The 21,827-nt window shown below is 59.0% G+C and carries 18 protein-coding genes and 1 tRNA gene; 9 read left to right on the forward strand and 10 right to left on the reverse strand.

The annotated features are described in order from the left end of the window. Nucleotides 1-2: 2 nt before the first annotated feature. The 4 genes from AB9N64_RS04250 (at nucleotide 3) to AB9N64_RS04265 (ending at nucleotide 4,898) form a co-directional block, all read left to right on the forward strand. Nucleotides 3-929: a 4-hydroxyproline epimerase gene (locus tag AB9N64_RS04250; RefSeq protein WP_371359988.1), complete on the forward strand. Its 927-nt coding sequence runs from the start codon at nucleotides 3-5 to the stop codon at nucleotides 927-929. 37 nt (nucleotides 930-966) lie between these two features. Then, nucleotides 967-1,914: a dihydrodipicolinate synthase family protein gene (locus AB9N64_RS04255; RefSeq protein WP_038450257.1), complete on the forward strand. Its 948-nt coding sequence runs from the start codon at nucleotides 967-969 to the stop codon at nucleotides 1,912-1,914. A 162-nt stretch (nucleotides 1,915-2,076) separates the two neighbouring features. Further along, nucleotides 2,077-3,648, forward strand: coding sequence for an aldehyde dehydrogenase (NADP(+)) (locus tag AB9N64_RS04260; RefSeq protein ID WP_371359989.1), 1,572 nt, complete (start codon nucleotides 2,077-2,079; stop codon nucleotides 3,646-3,648). A 2-nt stretch (nucleotides 3,649-3,650) separates the two neighbouring features. Next, a complete protein-coding gene (locus tag AB9N64_RS04265; protein ID WP_371359990.1) occupies nucleotides 3,651-4,898 on the forward strand; it encodes an NAD(P)/FAD-dependent oxidoreductase in 1,248 nt (415 codons plus the stop codon). 3 nt (nucleotides 4,899-4,901) lie between these two features. Here the strand turns inward: AB9N64_RS04265 and AB9N64_RS04270 are convergent, their stop codons facing one another. The 4 genes from AB9N64_RS04270 to AB9N64_RS04285 all read right to left on the reverse strand — a co-directional run bounded on the left by AB9N64_RS04270 (nucleotide 4,902) and on the right by AB9N64_RS04285 (nucleotide 8,762). Next, nucleotides 4,902-5,816 carry an ADP-ribosylglycohydrolase family protein gene (locus AB9N64_RS04270; RefSeq protein ID WP_020302720.1) on the reverse strand — a complete coding sequence of 305 codons (915 nt, stop codon included), beginning with the start codon at nucleotides 5,814-5,816 and terminating at the stop codon, nucleotides 4,902-4,904. A 37-nt stretch (nucleotides 5,817-5,853) separates the two neighbouring features. Next, complete coding sequence (locus AB9N64_RS04275) at nucleotides 5,854-6,837, reverse strand: GlxA family transcriptional regulator (protein WP_019817121.1); 984 nt, start codon at nucleotides 6,835-6,837, stop codon at nucleotides 5,854-5,856. 755 nt (nucleotides 6,838-7,592) lie between these two features. Continuing rightward, a complete protein-coding gene (locus AB9N64_RS04280) occupies nucleotides 7,593-8,201 on the reverse strand; it encodes a LysE family translocator (protein WP_069868529.1) in 609 nt (202 codons plus the stop codon). Between the two features lie 111 nt (nucleotides 8,202-8,312). Beyond that, a complete protein-coding gene (locus tag AB9N64_RS04285) occupies nucleotides 8,313-8,762 on the reverse strand; it encodes a helix-turn-helix domain-containing protein (protein ID WP_019817122.1) in 450 nt (149 codons plus the stop codon). A 96-nt stretch (nucleotides 8,763-8,858) separates the two neighbouring features. On the opposite strand from AB9N64_RS04285, the gene AB9N64_RS04290 reads away from it, so the two are divergent. Then, nucleotides 8,859-9,800 carry an aromatic alcohol reductase gene (locus AB9N64_RS04290; protein ID WP_014718585.1) on the forward strand — a complete coding sequence of 314 codons (942 nt, stop codon included), beginning with the start codon at nucleotides 8,859-8,861 and terminating at the stop codon, nucleotides 9,798-9,800. 50 nt (nucleotides 9,801-9,850) lie between these two features. Here AB9N64_RS04290 and AB9N64_RS04295 read toward each other — a convergent pair whose 3' ends face one another. Then, nucleotides 9,851-10,018 carry a hypothetical protein gene (locus tag AB9N64_RS04295; RefSeq protein WP_014718586.1) on the reverse strand — a complete coding sequence of 56 codons (168 nt, stop codon included), beginning with the start codon at nucleotides 10,016-10,018 and terminating at the stop codon, nucleotides 9,851-9,853. Between the two features lie 218 nt (nucleotides 10,019-10,236). Next, the gene (locus AB9N64_RS04300; RefSeq protein ID WP_236466805.1) at nucleotides 10,237-10,956 is read right to left on the reverse strand and encodes an META and DUF4377 domain-containing protein; all 720 of its coding nucleotides are present in this window, start codon (nucleotides 10,954-10,956) and stop codon (nucleotides 10,237-10,239) included. Nucleotides 10,957-11,315: 359 nt separating this feature from the next. On the opposite strand from AB9N64_RS04300, the gene AB9N64_RS04305 reads away from it, so the two are divergent. Continuing rightward, nucleotides 11,316-11,885, forward strand: coding sequence for a DJ-1/PfpI family protein (locus tag AB9N64_RS04305; RefSeq protein ID WP_371359991.1), 570 nt, complete (start codon nucleotides 11,316-11,318; stop codon nucleotides 11,883-11,885). A 67-nt stretch (nucleotides 11,886-11,952) separates the two neighbouring features. On the opposite strand, the gene pgeF is transcribed toward AB9N64_RS04305, so the two are convergent. The 3 genes from pgeF to AB9N64_RS04320 form a co-directional block, all read right to left on the reverse strand. Further along, nucleotides 11,953-12,708 carry a peptidoglycan editing factor PgeF gene (pgeF, locus tag AB9N64_RS04310; RefSeq protein ID WP_073452387.1) on the reverse strand — a complete coding sequence of 252 codons (756 nt, stop codon included), beginning with the start codon at nucleotides 12,706-12,708 and terminating at the stop codon, nucleotides 11,953-11,955. Nucleotides 12,709-12,941: 233 nt separating this feature from the next. After that, a tRNA-Cys gene (locus AB9N64_RS04315) sits at nucleotides 12,942-13,015 on the reverse strand. 214 nt (nucleotides 13,016-13,229) lie between these two features. Beyond that, nucleotides 13,230-15,509, reverse strand: coding sequence for an acylase (locus tag AB9N64_RS04320; protein WP_371359992.1), 2,280 nt, complete (start codon nucleotides 15,507-15,509; stop codon nucleotides 13,230-13,232). Nucleotides 15,510-15,751: 242 nt separating this feature from the next. Here AB9N64_RS04320 and AB9N64_RS04325 point away from each other — a divergent pair, with 242 nt between their 5' ends. Then, a complete protein-coding gene (locus AB9N64_RS04325) occupies nucleotides 15,752-16,132 on the forward strand; it encodes a hypothetical protein (RefSeq protein ID WP_019817127.1) in 381 nt (126 codons plus the stop codon). A 10-nt stretch (nucleotides 16,133-16,142) separates the two neighbouring features. On the opposite strand, the gene AB9N64_RS04330 is transcribed toward AB9N64_RS04325, so the two are convergent. Beyond that, nucleotides 16,143-16,337, reverse strand: a complete 195-nt coding sequence (locus AB9N64_RS04330) for a hypothetical protein (protein ID WP_014718591.1) — start codon at nucleotides 16,335-16,337, stop codon at nucleotides 16,143-16,145. 172 nt (nucleotides 16,338-16,509) lie between these two features. Between AB9N64_RS04330 and AB9N64_RS04335 the strand changes: the two genes are divergently transcribed. Both AB9N64_RS04335 and AB9N64_RS04340 read left to right on the forward strand, forming a co-directional pair. Next, nucleotides 16,510-16,641 carry a hypothetical protein gene (locus AB9N64_RS04335; RefSeq protein ID WP_019817128.1) on the forward strand — a complete coding sequence of 44 codons (132 nt, stop codon included), beginning with the start codon at nucleotides 16,510-16,512 and terminating at the stop codon, nucleotides 16,639-16,641. 235 nt (nucleotides 16,642-16,876) lie between these two features. Further along, the gene (locus AB9N64_RS04340) at nucleotides 16,877-21,796 is read left to right on the forward strand and encodes a membrane-targeted effector domain-containing toxin (RefSeq protein WP_371359993.1); all 4,920 of its coding nucleotides are present in this window, start codon (nucleotides 16,877-16,879) and stop codon (nucleotides 21,794-21,796) included. Nucleotides 21,797-21,827: the final 31 nt, after the last annotated feature.

Raw genomic sequence — 21,827 nt, forward strand, 5'->3', positions numbered from 1 at the left:
TTATGAAACGACTGCACGTGATTGACTCACACACCGGCGGTGAACCTACACGCCTGGTCATGAACGGCTTTCCCGAACTGGCGGGTGCCTCGATCGCCGATCAACTGGACCACCTGCGCACCCACCACGATCAATGGCGCCGCGCCTGCCTGCTGGAGCCCCGGGGCAACGATGTGCTGGTGGGCGCGCTGTACTGTGCGCCAGTCACGCCGGGGGCGACCTGCGGGGTGATCTTCTTCAACAACGCCGGCTACCTCGGCATGTGCGGCCACGGCACCATTGGCCTGATTGCCTCGCTGCACCACCTGGGGCTGATCCAACCGGGCGTGCACAGCCTCGACACGCCGGTCGGCCCGGTCGCGGCCACCTTGCACGAAGACGGCAGCGTGACCCTGCGCAATGTGCCCGCTTACCGCTACCGCAAGCAGGTGCCGGTTGAGGTGCCTGGGCATGGCGTGGTGCTGGGCGACATCGCCTGGGGCGGCAACTGGTTCTTCCTGGTGTCGGACCACGGCCATGAGTTGCAGCTGGATAACGTGGAGGCCCTGACCGACTACACCTGGGCCATGCTCAAGGCCCTCGAAGCCCAAGGCATCCGTGGCGCAGACGGTGCGCTGATCGACCATATCGAATTGTTCGCCGACGACGCCCACGCCGACAGCCGCAACTTCGTAATGTGCCCCGGCAAAGCCTATGACCGCTCCCCCTGCGGCACCGGCACCAGCGCCAAGCTCGCCTGCCTGGCCGCCGACGCAAAACTGGCCGCAGGAGAACCCTGGGTACAAGCCAGCATTACCGGCAGCCAGTTCCTCGGCCGCTATGAGTGGGACGGCGAACACGTACGCCCATTCATCACCGGCCGCGCCTACATGACCGCCGACAGCACCTTGCTGATCGACGAACAAGACCCGTTTGCCTGGGGCATCTGAGCCCATTATTCATTCAACTGAAACCGGAGTTAGCACCATGAGCGACAACATCTTCACCGGCTGCATGCCCGCCCTGATGACCCCTTGCACCGCCGAGCGCCAACCGGACTTCGATGCCCTGGTGGCCAAGGGTCGCGAGCTGATCGACATCGGCATGAGTGCCGTGGTGTATTGCGGTTCCATGGGCGACTGGCCGCTGCTCACCGAGGCCCAGCGCCAGGAAGGCGTGGCGCGCCTGGTGGCTGCGGGTGTGCCGACCATCGTCGGCACCGGTGCGGTGAACAGCCGTGAAGCCGTATCTCACGCAGCCCATGCCGCCAAAGTCGGCGCCGATGGTTTGATGGTGATTCCCCGCGTGCTGTCCCGAGGTGCTTCGGCCACTGCGCAAAAGGCCCACTTTGCAGCGATCCTCAACGCCGCCCCCAACCTGCCGGCGGTGATCTACAACAGCCCCTACTACGGTTTCGCCACCCGCGCTGATTTGTTCTTCGAACTGCGCCGCGAGCACCCTAACCTGATCGGCTTCAAGGAGTTCGGCGGCGCCGCCGACCTGCGCTACGCCGCCGAAAACATCACCTCCCAGGATGACGATGTGACTCTGATGGTCGGCGTCGATACCCAAGTGGTGCACGGCTTCGTCAACTGCAACGCCACCGGCGCCATTACCGGCATCGGCAACGCACTGCCCCGCGAAGTGCTGCAACTGGTGGCGCTGAGCAAAAAAGCCGCCAAGGGCGATGCCAAGGCGCGTCGCCAGGCCCGCGAGCTGGAAGCTGCACTGGCGGTGTTGTCGTCGTTCGACGAGGGCTGCGACCTGGTGCTGTATTACAAGCATCTGATGGTGCTCAACGGCGACCAGGGTTACGCCCTGCACTTCAACGAAACCGACGACCTCAGCGCTGCCCAGCGCCGGTATGCCGAGCAGCAGTACGCGCTGTTCCGCCAGTGGTATGCCAACTGGTCGGCCGAACAGAACGTCGCTTGATTTTCTGTAGGCGCGAGCTTGCTGTGGCGAGGGAGCTTGCTCCCGCTGACTGCGCAGCAGTCTCCGGCTTTTATTGGGGGCGCTTCGCACCCCAGCGCAAGCATGCTTGCTCGCCACATAAGCTCGCGCCTACAACACCTCTTTTTGTTCCAGGATGTCCCCATGACTCTGACAGGCAAGATGCTGATCGGTCAGCAATCCGTTTGCGGCCATCGCGATGCGATCCGGGCCATCAACCCCGCCACCAACACCCCACTGGAACCCGCCTATGCCGGCGGGGATGAGCAACACGTCGAACAGGCCTGCGCACTGGCTTGGCTCGCGTTCGACGCCTACCGCGAAACCACCTTGGCAGATCGCGCCGCGTTGCTTGAAACCATCGCCACCCACATCGAAGCCTTGGGTGATGAGTTGATCGAACGCGCCTGCGCCGAAACCGGCTTGCCTCGCGCACGCATTGAAGGTGAACGCGGCCGTACCTGCGGGCAACTGCGCGCTTTTGCCCGCACCGTGCGCCTGGGCGAATGGCTCGACGTGCGCGTCGATACCGCACAGCCCCAGCGCCAGCCCCTGCCCCGCGCCGACCTGCGCCAGCGCCATATCGCCCTGGGCCCGGTAGCCGTGTTCGGAGCCAGCAACTTCCCTCTGGCCTTCTCAGTGGCGGGCGGCGATACCGCATCGGCCCTTGCCGCCGGTTGCCCGGTGATCGTCAAGGCGCATAACGCGCACCCCGGCACTAGCGAACTGGTGGGCCGCGCCATCGCCCAGGCGGTTAAAGAGTGTGGCTTGCCGGAAGGTGTGTTTTCACTGCTCTACGGCGCGGGTAACGAGGTGGGTATCGCATTGGTGCGCGACCCGCGCATCAAGGCCGTAGGCTTCACGGGGTCGCGCAGTGGCGGTATCGCCCTGTACCAAGCGGCGCAGGCACGCCCGGAGCCGATCCCGGTGTACGCGGAAATGAGCTCGATCAACCCGGTGTACCTGTTTCCTGCTGCGCTTGAAGCTCGGAGCGAAGCCTTGGCCGATGGGTTCGTCGCGTCGCTGACCCAAGGCGCCGGCCAGTTCTGTACCAACCCTGGCCTGGTGATCGCCCTGCAAGGCGCCGCTCTGGACCGTTTTGTCCAATCCGCCAGTGAGCGTCTCTCGCGTTGCCCGTCCCAGACCATGCTCACACCGGGTATTTTCAGCGCCTGCGAAACCGGCCTGAAGACCCTGGCCCAGCACGCCACCATAGCCGCCAAAGGCTTGCCAGCGACCGGGCCAAACCAGGGCCAGCCCCATCTGTTCGTGACCCAGGCCGAGGCGTTCCTGAACAATGAACACCTGCAAGCCGAAGTATTCGGCGCCGCCTCGCTGGTGGTGCAGTGCCGCGATGTCGAGCACATGCGCCAGGTGTCCGAGCACCTGGAAGGTCAACTCACCGCCACCCTGCACATGGATGACCACGACCTGCCAAAGGCGCGGGCATTGCTGCCGGTGCTGGAGCGCAAGGCTGGGCGCCTGCTGGTGAACGGCTGGCCGACCGGCGTAGAAGTGTGCGACGCCATGGTGCATGGCGGGCCCTTTCCGGCGACTTCGGATGCGCGCAGTACCTCGGTGGGCACGGCGGCGATCCTGCGATTCCTGCGCCCGGTGTGTTACCAGGACGTCCCGGACGCCTTGCTGCCCACCGCGCTGCAGCACGACAACCCGCTGCGGTTGCGGCGCCTGCTCGACGGCCAGCGAGAAGCATGATCATGGCCGATCCCAAGCAAGCAGACATCGTAGTAGTCGGCGCCGGCATTATCGGCGTCGCCTGCGCCTTGCAGCTGGCACGCCAAGGCCGCCGAGTCGTCGTGCTCGACCCGCAGGCACCCGGCATGGGTGCCTCCTACGGCAACGCCGGCCACCTGGCGACGGAACAGGTGTTTCCCATCGCCGACCTGTCGATCCTCAAGCGCTTGCCCGCCATGCTCCTGGACCCCATGGGCCCGCTGCGCCTGGACTGGACCTATCTGCCCCGCGCCCTGCCCTGGTTTATCCGCCTGTTGCTCAACCTGCGGCCAGCGCGTTACCAGCGCACCGTGGCCGGCCTTCGCGCGCTGAACGAAGGTAGCCTGGGCGCGTGGCAACGCTTGCTGCAATCGATTGGGCAAGCGCCATTGCTGCGTGAAGACGGTTCGCTGTTGGTGTATGAGCGCGCCGAATCCCGCGCTGCACTGGATGCAGTGCAGCAACGCTTGCGGCAACAAGGCGTCGCCGTGGACTTCTGGAGCGGCGATGCGGTGCGCAAGGCTGCGCCGCAACTGAGCGACGCCATACAAGGCGGGTTGTTCTTCCCCGCTACCGGACACTTTCTGGACCCGTACACGGTGGTTGGCGAACTGGTGAACGCGGCCAAGGCTGAGGGGGTGCAATTTCTTCAGCAGCGCGTTCTGGACGGACGCGTGGAGGGTAGCGGCGTTTCCCTGACGACCGACCAAGGCGTACTGACAGCGCAGCAAGTGCTGATCGCCTGCGGCGCCCACTCGGCCAAACTCACCGCAGCTCTCACCGGCAAACAAGTGCCGCTGGACACCGAACGCGGTTACCACCTGATGCTGCCCCACGAACAACAGCGCCTGCCCTTCGCGGTCACTTCACTGGAGCGCAAATTCATCATGACGCCCATGACCGGTGGCCTGCGCCTGGCCGGCACGGTCGAATTCGCCGGCCTCGACCGGCCGGCCAATATGCAACGGGCCTGGCAGTTGCACCGCTTGAGCAAAGGGCTGTTCCAACACGACTTGAGCGACAGCGAAGCCACGCCCTGGATGGGGTTTCGCCCTTCCCTGCCCGACTCGCTGCCGATCATTGACCGGGTGTGCGAAGGCAAAGTGCTGCTTGCATTTGGTCACCAGCATTTGGGACTGACACAAGCGGCGGTGACGGCCGAGCGGGTTGGGCAGCTTGCTGCGGGTGAGCAGGTGCCAGAACTGCAGCCTTATCGGCTGGATCGTTTCTGAACCTTACTGTGGTAAGCGCGAAGTGCTGAATAACGCATCAGCCGTTTCTTGGATTTCATCGCGCATCCATAGCTTGTTCAACCAACCGACAGGGATAGCCTGGACGCCGTAATACGCCCCCGCCAGTTGCCCAACGATTGCGGCAGTAGTGTCTGCGTCATCCCCAAGGTTGGCGGCGGCCAGTATCGCTTCAGCAAAGTTGGAGGTCTGATCGAAACACCAGAATGCAGCCTCCAGCGAAGCCACCGCATAACCTGAGCCAACGATTTGAGCAGAGGTCTTATCGCGATAGTCGCCAGAGGCGATAGCCTTGACCTTAGGAGCCGACAGCGCGGTGTGGGAAAAACTCAGCACCTGTTTCTTTGGCACGCCGCTCAGGGCATTGCTGATAGCCTCGGCCAGCAGCAGGCAGCACTCGATAGCCTCCTGCGCGGCATGCGTAGTTCGCGAGCTTTGCTCGGCAAACAGGTGGATGTCCGCCCTATCTGGAAAGTAAAACAACACGACAGGTGCGAGACGCATCATTGAACCATTGCCGGCCGAATACGGATGTGTTGAGCCCGCAAAAGCGTTGCCACTTTGCTGAAATTGCTCCAGCGCTTCCCGAACCGTCATGCCGATATCAAAGCACTCTCCGGTAGAACTCAAGTAACCCCACTTCCACCAATTCAGATAACGTCCCATCTGGTCCATCGCGTCAAAACCGCCTTTGCGCAACAGGCTTTCGGCCAGACACAGTGCCATGGACGTATCGTCAGTCCATTGGCCAGGCTTGAGACTAAACGGTCCGCCGCCTAGCATATCCGTCACGGGAGAAAAGCTGCCGCGGGGCATGAATTCAACCGTCGTCCCTACAGCATCGCCACACGCCAGCCCAAGTAGGCTGCCGCGATAACGATCCAAAAGCGTGATATCCATTGCCACTCCTCGTGAAAATCTTGCTACACCCGCCAGGCTACTTGACCAACCGCTTCTCCTTGGAGGGGCGATAGCCGAAATACGCGCTGTAGCATTTGCTGAAATGGCTCGGCGAGACAAACCCGCACGCCACCAGCACATCCACTTGGGATAACTCGGTGTGCTGCAACAGGCGTCGCGCCTCAGTGACGCGCAGTTCCATGTAGTAGCGCTGCGGCGTGGTACCCAGCTGTTCTTTGAACAGGCGCTCCAACTGGCGGCGGGAACGGCCGGCGTAGACGGCGAGTTGATCGAGTTCCAGGGGTTCTTCGAGGTTGGCGTCCATCAACTTCACCACCTCGCGCAGCGGCGCGCTGACACAGATGTTTTCGGTGGGTTTGATGCGGCGGTAGCGCGATTCTTCGAACGCCAGAATATCTTCGATGCCTTCGACCAAGGCTTTGCCATGCAGGCTCTTGATCCAGTCCAGGGCCATATGGAAAGCCCCCGAGGGGCTGGACGCGGTGAGGCGGTCGCGGTCGATGACGTAGGGTTCGCTGGTGACCTGCGCCGCCTTGGACACTTCGGCCAGTGCCGGCCGATGCTCGGGATGGATGGCACAGCGATAACCCTGCAGCAGCCCCGCACGCCCGAGGAACCACGAGCCGTTCCACAAACCGGCGAGGCGCACGCCCGCTTCACCCGCACTGCGCAGCCATTGGATAAATGGCTCGCTGGCCTTGAGTTCGGTACGAAAACCACCGCAGATCACCAATAGGTCCAAGTCCTGCAAGGTCGTCAGCATCAGGTTCGCATCCGGGCGAATGACCAGGCCCAGGTCGCTGATGACTTCGCCCTCACCCCAGCCGAAGGTGCGCGTAGCGAACAGATCAGGGCGCAACAGATTGGCAGTCACCAGCGTATCGAGGGTCTGGGTAAAGGCCGGCAAGGAGAAGTGTTCGAGCAGCAGGAAACCGACACGGGTGACCGAGGTTGATTGCTGGGGGTTATCACTGAGGTAGCGCAGGTTCTTGCCTTGCATGCCACCGCTGAACTGGCGTCTTTCCATCGAGGGTCGGCCCACGCTTATTGTTGTGCAGTGGGCGCTATCTTAGGGGCAAATGCAGTGGCTGTCTCAGGTGACGCTCAAGGCGGGTAGCGGCCATTGCACTGATCTTGATAAAAACTGTTCGCTTCAAAAGCCACGGCCCAGGCGCTGCGCGCTGATCTGATACGGTTTTTTCTTTTCAATCTGCGCCTGTATTGAAAACCGCTTGAGGCGGACAATAGCCCCATCCCGACATTCCTGTCGTCCCCTTCCCCTCGGAGGCCTTATGACCAAGATGGCAATTTTCCTGTTTGGCTTTTTGGTGTTGACCATTGGCATCGGCATGTTGGCGACCATCTCACCGGTCTAAGCCCGCATCAACGTGGCGAGGGAGCTTGCTCCCGTGACGGCCTCATACCCGACGCCCCACGATCCAACTGTGGGAGCTGGCTTGCCTGCGATGACGGCCTGACAGCCGACGCCTATCTACCTGACACCCCGCGATCAAACTGTGGGAGCGGGCTTGCTCGCGAAGGCGGCCTGACAGCCGACACAATTGGATTGTGTGCATATCCATCGCTGCGGTAACGGCCACTTAGGGTTCCGCCTGACGGCGGGTCACTTTGGAAAAGAGCCGGAATGCCGGCCCAGCCCAAAGTAACCAAAGGGCTCTTGCCCCACCCTCGGCACCTCGCCTTGGCTCGGTGTGCCCGAACGCAGGCTTCGCATCGTGGTTACCTACGCCCGCCTCAACCCACAAACAGCATCGGATACAGCGACAGCACCAACAGCCCGGCCATGGACCAGTTGAACATCCGTAACCAGCGCGGCTCGCGCAGCAAGTTGCGCAAGCCACTGCCACACCCCACCCATACGCACACACTCGGCAGGTTGACCACCGCAAAAACCAGGGCGATCACCAGCACATTGGTGACATAACCCTCGGCCGGCGTGTAGGTGGTAATCGCCCCCAACGCCATGATCCAGGCTTTGGGATTGACCCACTGGAAGGCCGCCGCACCGAGGAAGGTCATCGGCTTGCCATGTTCATTTGGGTTATCAGACATACCGCCCGCATTGGCAATCTTCCACGCCAGATACAACAAATACGCGGCGCCGACATAACGCAACAGCGTGTAGGCCCACGGAAACAGCTTGAACACCTCGCCCAAGCCAAGCCCCACACAAATCACCAACAGCATGAAACCGATACTGATCCCCAGCGCATGGGGCATCGAACGGCGAAAGCCGAAATTCACGCCTGAGGCCAGCAACATGGTGTTGTTGGGCCCCGGGGTGATCGAAGAGACAAAAGCGAACAGCACGAAAGCTGATAACAGGCTGGTAGACATGATCATGGCGCGGCATCCAAGCGGTGGTGATGTGCCTGCGACAGTAGTGGGTTATGGCGCGCTGCGCCTCGTACAGCTAGGGGGGGATCGAGGCATACACTTGCACAGCCTAAGCGCTTACCGAGACGCGTCGGGAACCGGTGTGGGAACCTGCCATGCCGGTTTTTTGCCCTCCTGACTGTCGAACATACGCCGCGCCTTGCGAAAGTCCTCCACGTTTTCGACCACCCAGGTCCAGACAGGCGACATGCGAATCAAAAGCTCCCTGCCCAGGGGCGTCAGCTCGTACTCGACGCGTGGCGGAATCTCACCGAACTCGCGTCGAACCAAAAAACCATCGCGCTCCATGGCGCGTAGGGTCTTGGTCAACATGCGCTGAGTCACACCCGTCATCTGCCGTTTTATCTCGGCATGACGCATCGCACCGTACACACCCAAGGCATGCAGGATGCCCAATGACCAGCGGCTACCGGCGTGAGCCAGGACTTCACGCCTGACGCCATCGTCTTCTTCCCTGAGCGACTGGCAGATAATTTCTGCCTGGCTGAGCGTTTCATGATCGGTCATTTCTACCCCTGGTATCACACGTGTGCCTTCTTATGAGCGCTGCCGAATCGTGCCAGCATGGGCTCATCTTATCGCCAACAGGTCTGCGGAGAAATCATGCCTGAAATGCCCCCACTTCCCTCTCAATCGATCCTCGTTCTAGGCGCCGGCGAACTCGGCCTGCCGGTTTTGCGCAACCTGGCGCGTGAGGCCAAACGCGCGCCCGGTTCCACTATTAGCGTGCTGCTCAGGGAATCGACCATCAACACGCAAATGCCCGAAAAAAAGGCAGAGGTCGACGAGCTGCGCAGCCTGGGCATCCAGATGGTCGCCGCAGACTTGGTGAACGACTCAATCGATCAACTTGCCAAGGTCTTCGCACGCTTCGATACCGTGATCGGCTGCGCAGGCATGGTCGCGGGCCGAGAAACCCCGATGAAGCTGGCGACCGCCGCGCTCAAGTCCGGCGTGAATCGCTACTTCCCCTGGCAGTTCGGCGTGGATTTCGAAGTAATTGGTCGGGGCAGCCCCCAGGATCTGTTCGATGCCCAGCTCGATGTGCGCGAGTTGCTGCGCGCCCAGCACAACACTGAATGGGTCATCATCTCGACAGGCATGTTCACCAGCTTCCTGTTCGAGCCGGTGTTCGAGGTCGTCGACTTCGACAACAACACAGTCAACGCCCTGGGCAGTCTGGAGAACAGCGTGACGCTCACCACACCGGACGACATCGGTACGCTGACAGCACACATCGTGTTCTTCGAACCCCGCCTGCGCAATCAGATTGTCTACCTGGCCGGCGACACCGTGACGTATGGGCAGGTTGCGAGCATGCTGGAGCGTGTTCTGGATCGCCCGTTCAAACGCAACGTGTGGACGGTTGACTATCTCATGCAGGCACTGGAGCAAGACCCCACACACCACATCAAGAAGTACCGTGCCGTATTCGCACAAGGCAAGGGTGTGGCCTGGCCTAAGGCGGCCACCTTCAACGAGCAACAGTCGATTCCGGTCACCACTGCCGAGCAGTGGGCTCGGGAAAACCTTGCAGGCCATTGAAAGTCGGACTCTGAAGCCAGCCGTAAAGGCTGGCACAGGTGAAGGGACGGTTAGCGGCTTTGAGCTTCACGCTGCTGGTCAGAGGCATGTTGTTTTTTTACATGCTTGCGCGACCTGAGCTCGTATTGATGGTGAATAAACCAGGCGACCAACAACACCCCAGTGACGCCAAAAACCAAGACCAACAGCTCTAGTGCGGTACCTTCATGTGAAAACATTTTTCGTTCCTCGTCCTGAAGCCGTGTGACCGAAAAAACAGCCACACCGAAATTGTTTGTAATAATTCAAACATTTTCAGGGTAGTCTGCAAAAGCTCAGGTGACAACCCCCGTTCGACCCAGAACCCTTGATCTAGACGTGTCACTCGTCGAAAACACGGATAAATCACAGGCGATAAAAAACCCCGTAGACGCGAATCTACGGGGTTTCTTTTCGCTTATTTGCTGCCTGAAGCGTCCTGCTCGACCACCATATCCAACACGTAGACCGTCGAAGGCGCATCCGCTGGCGGATTCTTCCATTCGTACTGCTTGACCCGCAGCACAGTGCGCACGCCGTCATGATGCACAAAGCCTTCGATAGGCTGGTACAGCGGATGCCAGGTGTCTTGGGTCGCCAGTTGCAGGCCCGCGTCGTCATAGCGACGCTCGCGCACTTGCAGGCACTGATAACCTGGGATCAAAGGATGGCTGCACTTGACCGTCTTGGCCGCCACTTCCAGAAACTTGACCTCACCCTCGCTACCGTAGCGGGTCTGCGGGGTGGCCTCGCCTTGCAGCTTGAGCACCGAGCCATCCGCTGTCGTCAGTTGCAGCATCGGCGCCACGTTATCGCCGGTGATCACAGCGCGCAGATCACCCTTGAACAGCCGCCCTACCTGGGCATCAAGGTCCATCAGGCTCTTGTCACAGGCCATCAGCGTAGAGGCCAGTGGCTGAACCTTCAGAACCCCGTCCTGATAGTGAAAGCCGCCGAACTGACGATTGCAGCCACCGCTGATGCTCAGGTTCTTGTCACCGAAGGCAACACGCAACTTGCGCTCGATGCCTTTGTTCATCGCCACCAGAGGCTTGCCCGACGCATCCGTTGCCGAGACCAGGTTCCAGTCGTAAGCGGATAAGGTTGGCTGGGCTACAGCAACTGAGGTAGTAGGCATTGAAGGTGATTCTTCATGGCTTTTGGAAGGGGCGGCACAGCCTTGGATGAGTGCAGCACAAACGGCTACAAGAAGAATTTTTTGTTTCATGGTTCACTCTGTCAGCTTTGATGAGCCCGGGCGTTATCCTGCGCTGGCAGGATAAGCGCGCGGCTGAACCGGCATGAGGAGGTCGCTTGAGGCTTTACTGAGCGTAGACCCAATGCGCGCTTGGCGGACCTCTTCCTTGGCCGATAGCAATCGGACATCATTTGCTTCGATCAGTTTCACGCATGACGCGCCGTTATCAACCCACGGCTGCCCTTGATGTATGTGTGTTGTCGCCCTATGTTATTGGCATTCATGGAGGATTCTGACTGATGCCACGCGTGGGATTGATACTGACACCCGGTTTTTCGGACTGGGAATACGCTTTCATTGCTGGAACTGCGTCTCCGTATTACGGGATCGACGTCAGGTTTTTCGCTTCTGCTACGGGGCAATTTCGCTCGCAGGGTGGATTGGCGGTAACGGTCGATAGCAGTTTGCAACAATGTCTGGACTGGAAGCCGGACGTTGTAGCCGTGATTGGAGGAATGGTCTGGGAGCGTGCAGACGCACCCGATATTCGAGCGTTTCTTCATGCTAGTCGTTCAAGTGGAGCGACAATTGCCGGTATCTGTGGAGGAACGCTGGCACTCGCCAGGGCCAGCCTTCTCGACACCGTTCCTCATACATCGAACAGCGCTGACTTCCTGCAACAGAATGCCGTGGGTTATAAGGGGGGCACGCTTTATCGAAGCAGTCCAGTGGCTGTGGTTGCAGACCGCATCATAACTGCTCCAGGCCCTGCACCCGTTAGCTTCACCTGCGCAGTGTTCGAAGCTGCCGGGCTATCTTGCGAGACCACTTCTCAATTCAGATCAATGTTGGCAGCGGAACATCGGTGACTGCGTCGTCCTACAAAACAGCCGGTTAGGTGATGTGTTCGAGTCGCCGCCCATGGACGATTTTTGCCTATTGTGAACGACTGAAATCGCCATTCAATGAACCGGATTCCGAGAACGTTATCCAGGAATACTGGAAGGATTTAGGCTCGACTTGATGGCTCCGCCGCCGATAGCTGCCCAGATCAGCGCTGTGGCAATAAGTACAATGTTCGAGCACCTGAATCTGTTCAATACTCACACCGCTCGCCACCAAGTGGCGCAGCGCATATTTTCGTAGATCAAACCAGGCTTCATTATGTGTGATCTCAGGTTCGACCCAAGGCACACTCGCCGGTGGCACGCGATAGGGGGTCCACGGCGCAGAATCGTTTTGCCAAAGATGGCTGTCGACATGTTCAATACCTTCGACAAACTTCCTGCTCACCTCATAACAACAGGGGCCGATAGATGGGCCTATCGCTATTCTCAATCCCGCAAGAGAAGCACCTTCTTTCTCTAGCCGGCCGATCGAATGACCGAGAATACCTGCTTTCAAACCCTGCCATCCGGCGTGGATTGCCGCTACAAGTGGTTGATCAACCGAAGCAACCAGAACAGGCAAGCAATCGGCAGTAATGACCGCTATCGCACCCTGGACTCCTCTTGAGAATAGTGCATCGGCGACAGGACGTTCATCTCGTCCTTTCCCGTCAGCATCGACGATGTGCGTACCGTGAACCTGAGCACAGTAAAGTGTTCCTTCCGGCAGCGTTAAATTTCCCGAAGTCTCGAAACCGTGGTCCACGCCGGGGATTTCGAGCAGCAACGAAGACAGGTAGGTCATAGAGCAGATCCTATCGACGGCAACCCGGGTACCGGCATATCATCCGTAAGAGGGATGGGTCAAGTTCGCTTAGAACTCTATGTTTCGGATGAGGTGAGCCCACGTTTAACGGCGTCTCAAATTTGCTGAAAAAAGGCAGGGTTACGCAAGCGATCCGGAAAATTGCGGAAGCGATGACTAAATCGCAGGCATTAAAAAACCCCGTAGACGCTAATCTACGGGGTTTCTAAGAGTGGAGGCCGAGGTCGGAATCGAACCGGCGTAGGCGGATTTGCAATCCGCTGCATAACCATTTTGCTACTCGGCCTCAAACGATCAATGCCCTTGTTGCTGACATTCACCGCATACAAACTTGAGTGGGCTACGTGATGCCTGCCTCTACTCTAAACCATTGAATACATTGAAGTTTTTAATGCTTCATTGCGTTCGATGGGCGCCATTATGTACTCATTTGCCTAGGCCTGCAACCCCTTGATTTCAAAAAATATTCTGCCTTGGCATCAAGGGGTTGCGCGTCTGCCCTACTCCTTCACTGTTTGGATTTGGTAGTGCGGGTCGGCCTTGATCTGGGCTTCGGTGAAGGGCAACGGGTGCAGTTTTTTCTCGGAGAAGCCTTGGGTCTGGTCCTTTGAATAAGCGGACGCCGGGTTGCTGGACTCGGAGAATGCCAGGACGCCGACTGCGTTGGGGCCTTTGTCGTCGAAGCTGACGATTTGCAGGTAGCTGGTGCCGCTGACGACTTCGCGTTTGCCGTCGGCGCGGGGCACGGTTTGCATGGCGTTGTAGATACCCAGTTCTTGCGGGCCGCCGTGGATGGGGGTTTGGCCGGAGACTTGGATATCGCCCCAGCGGGTCTGCCCCAGTTTGCTGACCTCAGCGCTGGAGGCCAGCATGGCTTCCAGCAGGGCCTTGGCGACAGGGGCGCGGTCAATGGCGAGGCCGCTTGGGGTGGTCAGTGGATGGGCCGGGTCGAAGGCCACGCGCCAGGCATCGGGGATTTGCTGCAGGTGTTGCATCAGGTTGATGAAGTGCACCAAGCCCACGCCGCTGTCGAGGTTGGCGCGCTGGTCCCAGTTTTTCAGGCTGGTGCACAGCGGTTGTAGCGCGTTGGCGTCGGTGCCGAGTTGGTTGGCGCAGAATGTCAGCAAGTCGGGCATGACCTGGCCCGCCAGGTACACCTCGTTGTCCATGACCATGTCTTGCAGGTCGGTGACGCTGATCGGCTGCTGCTCAAGGGCTTGCAGGCGCTGGAGCGCGAAGCGCGCACGCGGGCCGAGGCCGATGTTGTCCTGGCTGATCACCGGCGAAAAGCCCGTTAGCGGCGCCTTGGGGTTGGCCATCCAGGCAGAATCATTGGAGTGCTGCACGTAGTCGGTGCGTTGCAGTTGGGGCAACTGGTCGGCCGGAAAGATACCGGGCTGGGCCGCGCGCGGGTCGATATCCCAGGCGCAGGCGCTGTGGGCGCCGTCAAGCATGATCATTTGCAGGCCGGCCCGTGGGTCGCTGCATGTTGCCAGTTTAGCGGCGCTGACGTTGGGCACCACCGACAGGTTCATGTACAGGCTCTGGCCCTGGTCATCGGCGGCCAGGGTGTTGACCCAGGGGATGCCTTGCAGGGTATGCACCGAGCTTTGCAGTTCCTTGAGGCTGCTGGCGCGGTTCATGGCGTACCACTGTTGCAGCACCCGGTCGTTGCTCAGGTTGGCGTCGCGCAGGCTGAAGGCGTAGTGGCTGTCCCAGTCGAGCTTGCCCGGCCATTGCACCACGGGGCCGAACTGCGAACTGTAGACGTTGTGGGACACGGCCTTGAGGCTGCCGTCAGCTTGCTTGACCTGCACTGTTACGGCCGTTTTTTCCAGTGGGATGGACTTGCCGTCCAGCAGATAACGGGTGGCGTCCTTGGGGTCGAGGGTCAAGCGGTACAGGGTGAAGTGTTTGGAGGTGTCGACGGTGTGGGTCCACGCCACATGCTGGTTGAAACCGATGTTCACCACGGGCAGCCCTGGCAATGCGGCGCCCATCACATCCAGCTGGCCAGGGATGGTCAGGTGCATCTGGTAAAAACGCATGCCGCCCAGCCAAGGAAAATGCGGGTTGGCCAGCAGCATGCCACGGCCATTGAATGAGCGGTCACGGCCCACGGCGACGGCATTGCTGCCTCGGTCCAGCGTGAAGCGTTGCTGGTTGGCCGCGGCCAGTGCAAAGCCTTTGGCGTCGGATTGGACATCGGCGGTGGCTTGGGGTGGTGTTGCCCCGACCAGGGCTTCGGCGAATTGGCCGACGCCCCCTTCCACCAATAGCCTGCGGGTCAACTTGACCAGGTCTTGGACTACCAAGGGCCGTACCCACGCGGCCTGGCAATGCGCGGGTGCGCCCTGCTCCTTGAGGTAACGGTTGTAGCCGGCCACGTACCCTTCGAGGCGCTGTTGCATCTGCGGGCTCTGGGCTTTCCAGAATGCCGCCACTGCCTCGGGGGTATTCAACCAATTGAAGAACACATCGCTGGCGAGGTTGTTGCGCTCTTCCAGGGTCGCTTGGTCCGGCCCGAAAAACTTGGCGCGCTCGCCATTGACCGTGACCACTTCATTGGCCAGCAAGCACAGGTTGTCCTGGGCATAGGCGTACCCCATACCCACCCCCAGGCCACGCTCGTCAAAGGCGCGAATATGCGGCACACCATAACTGGTACGCCGGATATCCGCCGACGCCTGCGTAACTTGCTCCCGTGCCGATACGGCCAGGCTCAACCCCAGCAACAGCCCTGCCACGCCCACTCTGGACAACCCGTTGGAAATAATCACGCCGACTCCACAGTCAAATTGAACACCCTCACAAGGGATGGTTACCCCACCGTAAGAACGCAAATCGACCGGAATAATTTAGCCGCACAAGGCTGTATATCGTCAGCGCTTGAAAGGTGACAAATCTGATACCGACAAATTTTCTACATTCATCGTTTCATGATTTGCCCCACTCGTTCGTCTTATTACTCAAGAGCACCATCTTTTCCTGATCAGGCTCTGAAAAGAAAAGGAGTTTTTGCATGTATAACCCGCAAGTGCCCACGGATGGACATTCAAAGGCCACCGATACTCACTTTGGCAACGATACACAGGCGTTCGGCAACGCGCCCGAACAGCAAGGCAACCAGCGCATACGCCACTTACTCAAGTGTTTCGGTTTGCGCACCAGCCTGATTCGACTGAAGGTCATCGACGCCCTCCTCACCGCTGCCGCCAACCAGCGCACCCTCGGGGTACGCGGCGTGCACAGCCACCTGCTGGAGCTGGGCATTCCGTTGTCGTTTCTCAGCGTGCGCGAGGTACTCAAGCGTCTGTGCAGCGAGGGTGTGATCACCCTGAACGCCGACAAGAGCTACAGCCTCCATGAAGAGGCTGCCAAGGTACTCGAAGGTCGTGCCTGACTGACACGCGTCAGAAGTTAGGCTTGACCTTGCGGCGCATGATGCCGTTGATCACCACGACGACCACGGCAATCGCGATGGCCAGGTACTGGAAGGTTTTCTCGCTGATCACGCCAGTGTTCTGCAGATAAGACAGGCCGAACATCGCGCCCAGTACAGCCAGGGCAATCAGAAGCGAGTATTTCAAGCGTTGCTTTTGGGTCATGACGAATTCCTGGACCTGAAGGATGTATCCACTGTGTATCGCCGCGCATGCCAAGCACATACCCAACTACGGGGATGGCACGGCGTCGGCGGGGTCTTATGTTACAGGCGATGAACAGATTTGGCTTGTCCTACGCCTGACAGACCTTTGAAGCCCCTTGGAGAATTGTGAAATGCTTCGACGACTCATCCTGCTGGTTCCCTTGATGATCATGCTGAGCCTGGGCGGTTGTTTCTTCTTCCCGCGCGGCGGTGGCTGGCATGATCGCCACGATGATGGCGGCCGAGTTTACGAACGTCGCTGATCCCCTCGGGAGTACTCCGCCCTAACGAGCTGCCCCTGCGTGCTCACTGTGTGCAGCAAGCCCACTTTCCCCGTGTTGCTGCACCGACGCGTTACATATTCGTTAATAACATTTCCCCGGATGCCTTCGGAACCTTCCGTCGCTCTCATCCCAATCATTCGAGGCCCAAACAAGGAAGAATCATCCCTCGGATTATCATCAGGACGCGTGGGCCAATGCCATTGGAATAACTCACTTGATTTCAGGTATCGCCCACCATCGCCTGCGCCGAAACGTCTCCAGCGATGAAATCGCCGCTCCTGCCCACACCCGTCCGATGCCAGGGACGGTCCAGACGATAGCCGTTCCGGACGTGGATGCGATCACGCCGGTCAGTGCGATTCGTTCTGACCTGATCAAGGGCCTTCAAATAACTGATCAACGCTTGTTGCTCAATCAATACCAACAACTCAACCAGGACATCCAGGCACTGCTGCTGCGCCAGCCGACGCTCAGCAGTGTTATCGAGCAGCAATTGAATCGCAGCTTCGGTACTACACCGCCTGTAGACGCCTCGTCACTGTATGTGCATCGCTATCACACTGATGAACACGGCCAACGCACATTAATCTCGGTGCAGAGCATCACTGAAGCCCTGTTCAACGCACTGCGCCAGCTCAAGGCACCTCCCGGCGCCCAGGCCTCGACCAGTACTGCCAGCACGGAAGTCGGCTTCTACACCAGCGCCTCGCCAAGCGAAAGCAGCCAGCAATTGCACGCTCGCGACACCCTCCTTTCGATTGCACAAACCATCGAAAAAGAACTGCCCCTGAGCCTTTCCCGATTCTGGACCGAGCCACGCACGGGCGAACCCAACCCCGAGTCACCCCAGAACGAATTGCTCAGTATCCACCGAGAGATGCTATCCACCCTCGCCGCCTTGGGCGTGGAAGACGGTGCGTTAACGCCCGCCGCCAAATCATTGATCGACAAGGCGCTTGAGTATCCAACCCTGCAGGCTCGGGAAAGCGCGATGAGGGATGGCGAAAGGCCCGGTGTCTACCCGCTCAAATTGGATACCCCGAGCCCAGAGGGCAGCCTGCTGGCAGGGGCCTTCCTGATCACCAGCAGCGATGGATCGTCGGCGACACGCCCATTCAGTAGCGCACAGACAGACCGCACCTTACTTCCTGGCCAACAGCAAGGGCTGACGGTGCTTTACACACCTCGCGATGGCTACGAAACATTCGACAGCCCGGCCAAGGCACTTGCGACCTTGCGTCAACGCATTAATGACGACCCCGAAGCCGCAGCGCAGCTACTGCAGAGTTTGCCGGTGGAGGTTCAAAACGGCTTGAAGGATGACTGGAAAAACCACTTGAGCCAGGACCTCGCCCCAGTGACCGGCGACGTCATTGCCACAGGCGTGCCGCAGTTGCTGGAGCGCCAGCGGCATCAGGTGAGTAACGCACTGCAGGCGTTGTATGAGTCGAACAACGTTGAGCCGACGCTTGTCGACCCATGGGGGCATCTACTGACTGAGACGGGCCTGCCTGAGGCTGCCGACCTGGGACCGCATTTCGACGGCAACAGCGCCCTGTTGGCGCGTGCGCAATGGCTGGACGAGCGCGCGAACAGCATCGACGCGCGCCAGGCATTGGATCAACGCCTGGGTGATCAGAAAAACTGGCGATACCTTGCGCAAAAACTCAACGAGTCTGCCCAGGCCTTGCCGCAAAGCCCGACAGAACGTGAGGTGTCGGCCCTGCTGAAAAATACGCCGATGAATATCGCGCCAGACTCAGCCCATTACCAAGCCTACATACGGACACCTGGCATGTCCGTAAGCCTCGAAGCCTTCCTGCTTGAAAACGGCGTGCCATTGCCCAAGACCGTGGTCGACTTGCTGGCCTTGGCGCAAAGCGCAAAAGCACGCGCACAGCAACACCCCTTGGGCAACTTCGCAGGGGGCCTGTCCTGGCCGATCCCCTTGGATGTCAGCCAACAAGACACGCTGCGCACGGCCGCCGTCGAACATGCCAACAGCGATCCCGACTTACCGCAGGGGAATCCCAAGCGCGGCGTACTGGAACATCTGGGTAGAAACCTGAGTTTCTCCGAGCAGGCACTGGCGGACCCGGTCAAGGTGCTCGAAACCCTGATCAGCTCCAAGGATGGCCAGGCTCTCGGCCAAGCCATGCAAACCAAAATGAATGGTATCGCCACCGACACCAGCGCAAACGACTATGCCCTGGCGGCGATCCAATTGATGCTGGACCCCGAGTCGTTGACGGCGCCTGTGCGAAACCATGTGGCGGGTTTCGACCTGGCGCAGAAAAGTCATTGGGGCAAACCGCTTTCGACCATCACCAACAGCCTGCGCCAACACTTGATTGACACGGGGCGCGAATCCCCTGAGCTCGCTGGCGCGGCCGCACATCTGTTACTCAGACGCACTGCGCCGCAATTGCTGGTCAAGGACATTCCTGATTCGGTAGTTTACGGCAGCGCCGCGTGGGCGAACCTTTGCATTGCAGTAGCCGCCATTGAAGCCAAGACTCCAGGCCGCGTGGCCGCCCTGTCTTATGCCGAAGTGATGATCACCGCCGACACTGCTGGCGCCGTGCCCGCCTCTGCGCAAGCCGCAGTGATGTTGGATTGGGCCGTGGCCAATGACATTCTTCCAGCGAAAGACGATGCCCTGTATCAGCCAGCCGACCTGGAAAAAGCCCAGGCGCTGTTCAAAGCACAACTCGATACGCTGATAGAAGCCTCATCGCTCATCGGCGGGAGTTTTCCAAGCCGTAAACACATGGCGCTGGACCTCCTCGTGAAGACATTCGGCCCTGGCATGGACTTCGAGCTCAAGATGTTTTCCAGATACAATGGCGATACGCCCAGCGCGCCGCGCTCACTGGTGGAAATCGTCATGGAAGAACGGGTCATGGAGGGTCGCTGGGTACTCACGAAAGAAAATACCGGCGTGGACCTTGATGCCGTTATTGCCTTCACCCACAGCGCGCCATTCAATATTCAACGAGCGTTTGAGGATGCCTTTTCTACCGCCTTGGACAATCATAAGACCGTTAAAAAAACAGCTCTCCTCAACGCGCTCAGCAACCTGCCGCCCGAAGACAGAAAAAACTTGACCCAGGGCAAGCTCAATTATTTTCAAGAAAAAAGTTACAAGGTGGGCATGATCCCTTTCGAAGGTGACACCTTGTTTCACACCAGCCCTACGGTACTGGTCACCGCGCAAAACAATGGACAAACCACCACCTATGAGTTCGATACGGTAAACGGCGTTATCCGAAGCCGGGGCAACCGAAAAACACCGGCGGCCCCTGTCAAGTTCTCCAACGAGATAATCAGGGAAGAGCCATTTTATCCGGACAGAGACAACGTCAAGATCGTCGACAGCGGGCAATCGATTCTCGCAAGTATCCCGGCCAACCCTGTGCCGTTTTCATGGATCGACCTGGGTGATTTGAAGGAAAGCAAGCTGGATCGCGAACAGCCCTCCACGGCACCCCAGCCGTATATGTTCCTGAACCCACGCACTCACCATATCGCCGACTCCGTGCTCAAGGCGTTGGACCTGGACAATCCCGCCATCAAGAAAGCCGCTGCGGGGACCACGACCTTTGAGCGTAATCATGAAAAGCTGACGAACTTCAAAGAGTTTTTGCTCGACCTTATTCCCTTCCGTTCCGCAATCGTCAATTTCATGGACGGCAACTACGGCGAGGGGATCACTGACGTCACCCTGGATATTTTCGGTTTGGTCACCGCCGGCATCGGCTTGGCGGCCAAACTCGGAAAATTACTGGGTACGGCTGGGTCAGCAGTGAGCAAGGCGCTCAAGGCAACGAAAATCATGGTGCCAGCCCTGCTCAAGGAGTTGAACCCGTTAAACGGCGTGGGTGATCTGCTAAAGGGCTCGGGTAAATTCATTTACGAAAGCGTTGAAGCGATAGCTGGTGCGGTGCCATCCCTGAAGGGAAGCGCAAGCCACGAAGCGCTGATCAGCGCCGCAAGCCGCTACGAGGCAGCGGCAACCGGGACCTTCAAGGTGGGCAACCAGCGGGTTCATGGCTCTGCCGTCAAACACAACGGTAAATGGTACCCCTACGATGTGCATAAGCAGGAGGCTTACGGTGCGCCTCAAGCTTTTGATCCTGCACATACGCTGATGCCACCCTCACCCCATGCTGACTTTTCCCCTCGGGGGCACATGAACGCTCGGCAAAACACGCGATTTCAACCCTACAAAAGACCCACCCCAAAAGCGCCGAACATCAATGGACACACGCCGACGATCGTAAACAAAACCGATCATCTGGACGCCATCAAAGACGAATACGTAAAACATATTAAAGGCGCCCCCAACGAAGGCCACTTCACACCCAGCCGAAGGCAACCGACACAAGAGCGGTTCAACGCAGAAATGGAAGCTTTCCATCAAAAACTGGACCCGTTGAACCCACAAAATCGCCCCATAATTCCAGAAACGAAACCTTACGAGACAGTGCCCGACCTGATCGAAAAAGCCTTGGACAATTCGGACGTGGTGGTATTCGGGGAGAGTCACCAGCATTTGGCCATGTTCCGCGAAATTGACGCAAGCATCGACCTGTTCAAGCGCAAAAATGTAAAGGTGGTCGGCATTGAAGGTGTCGTCTATGACAACAATGGACTACTCAAGGACGATGGCATGGGCCATACCGGCCACGGTTTGCGACCCGCCCACCCTCAATTCAATCTGCAGACGTTGATCAGAAAATTCAAGGATGCCGGAATAGAAGTCGTGCCCCTTGACCACTTTTATCTGACACGCCACCGGCATGACCGTAAGGCCTACACGACGCTAAGCGAAACCGAACGAAACCTGAAAAGACTCAAAGAGTTCAACTACTACGCCGCACGCGTCATTGAACAACACAAGCATAAGGGTAAAGTGATCGCCTTGGTGGGCCGCCAACACATCAACTCCACTCAAGGCGTCACCGGCTTGGCTGAGGCGACCGGAGGCATTGGCATCGGTGTTTACGAACGAACAGGCATGAAGGTGGGCTACGGCACGAACTCCACGGATGCCAAACCGGGCCCGCTGGGTACCCTGAACGCTGACAACGATCTGGCGGGAGATCTGCAAATCTTTTCGCCAGCAACCTGATAACACGCTAAATAGTTGCCTGCGTAGCACG

Origin of the sequence: Pseudomonas sp. KT_2_4 (assembly GCF_041410225.1) — a bacterium.
Lineage (GTDB): Bacteria > Pseudomonadota > Gammaproteobacteria > Pseudomonadales > Pseudomonadaceae > Aquipseudomonas > Aquipseudomonas paracarnis.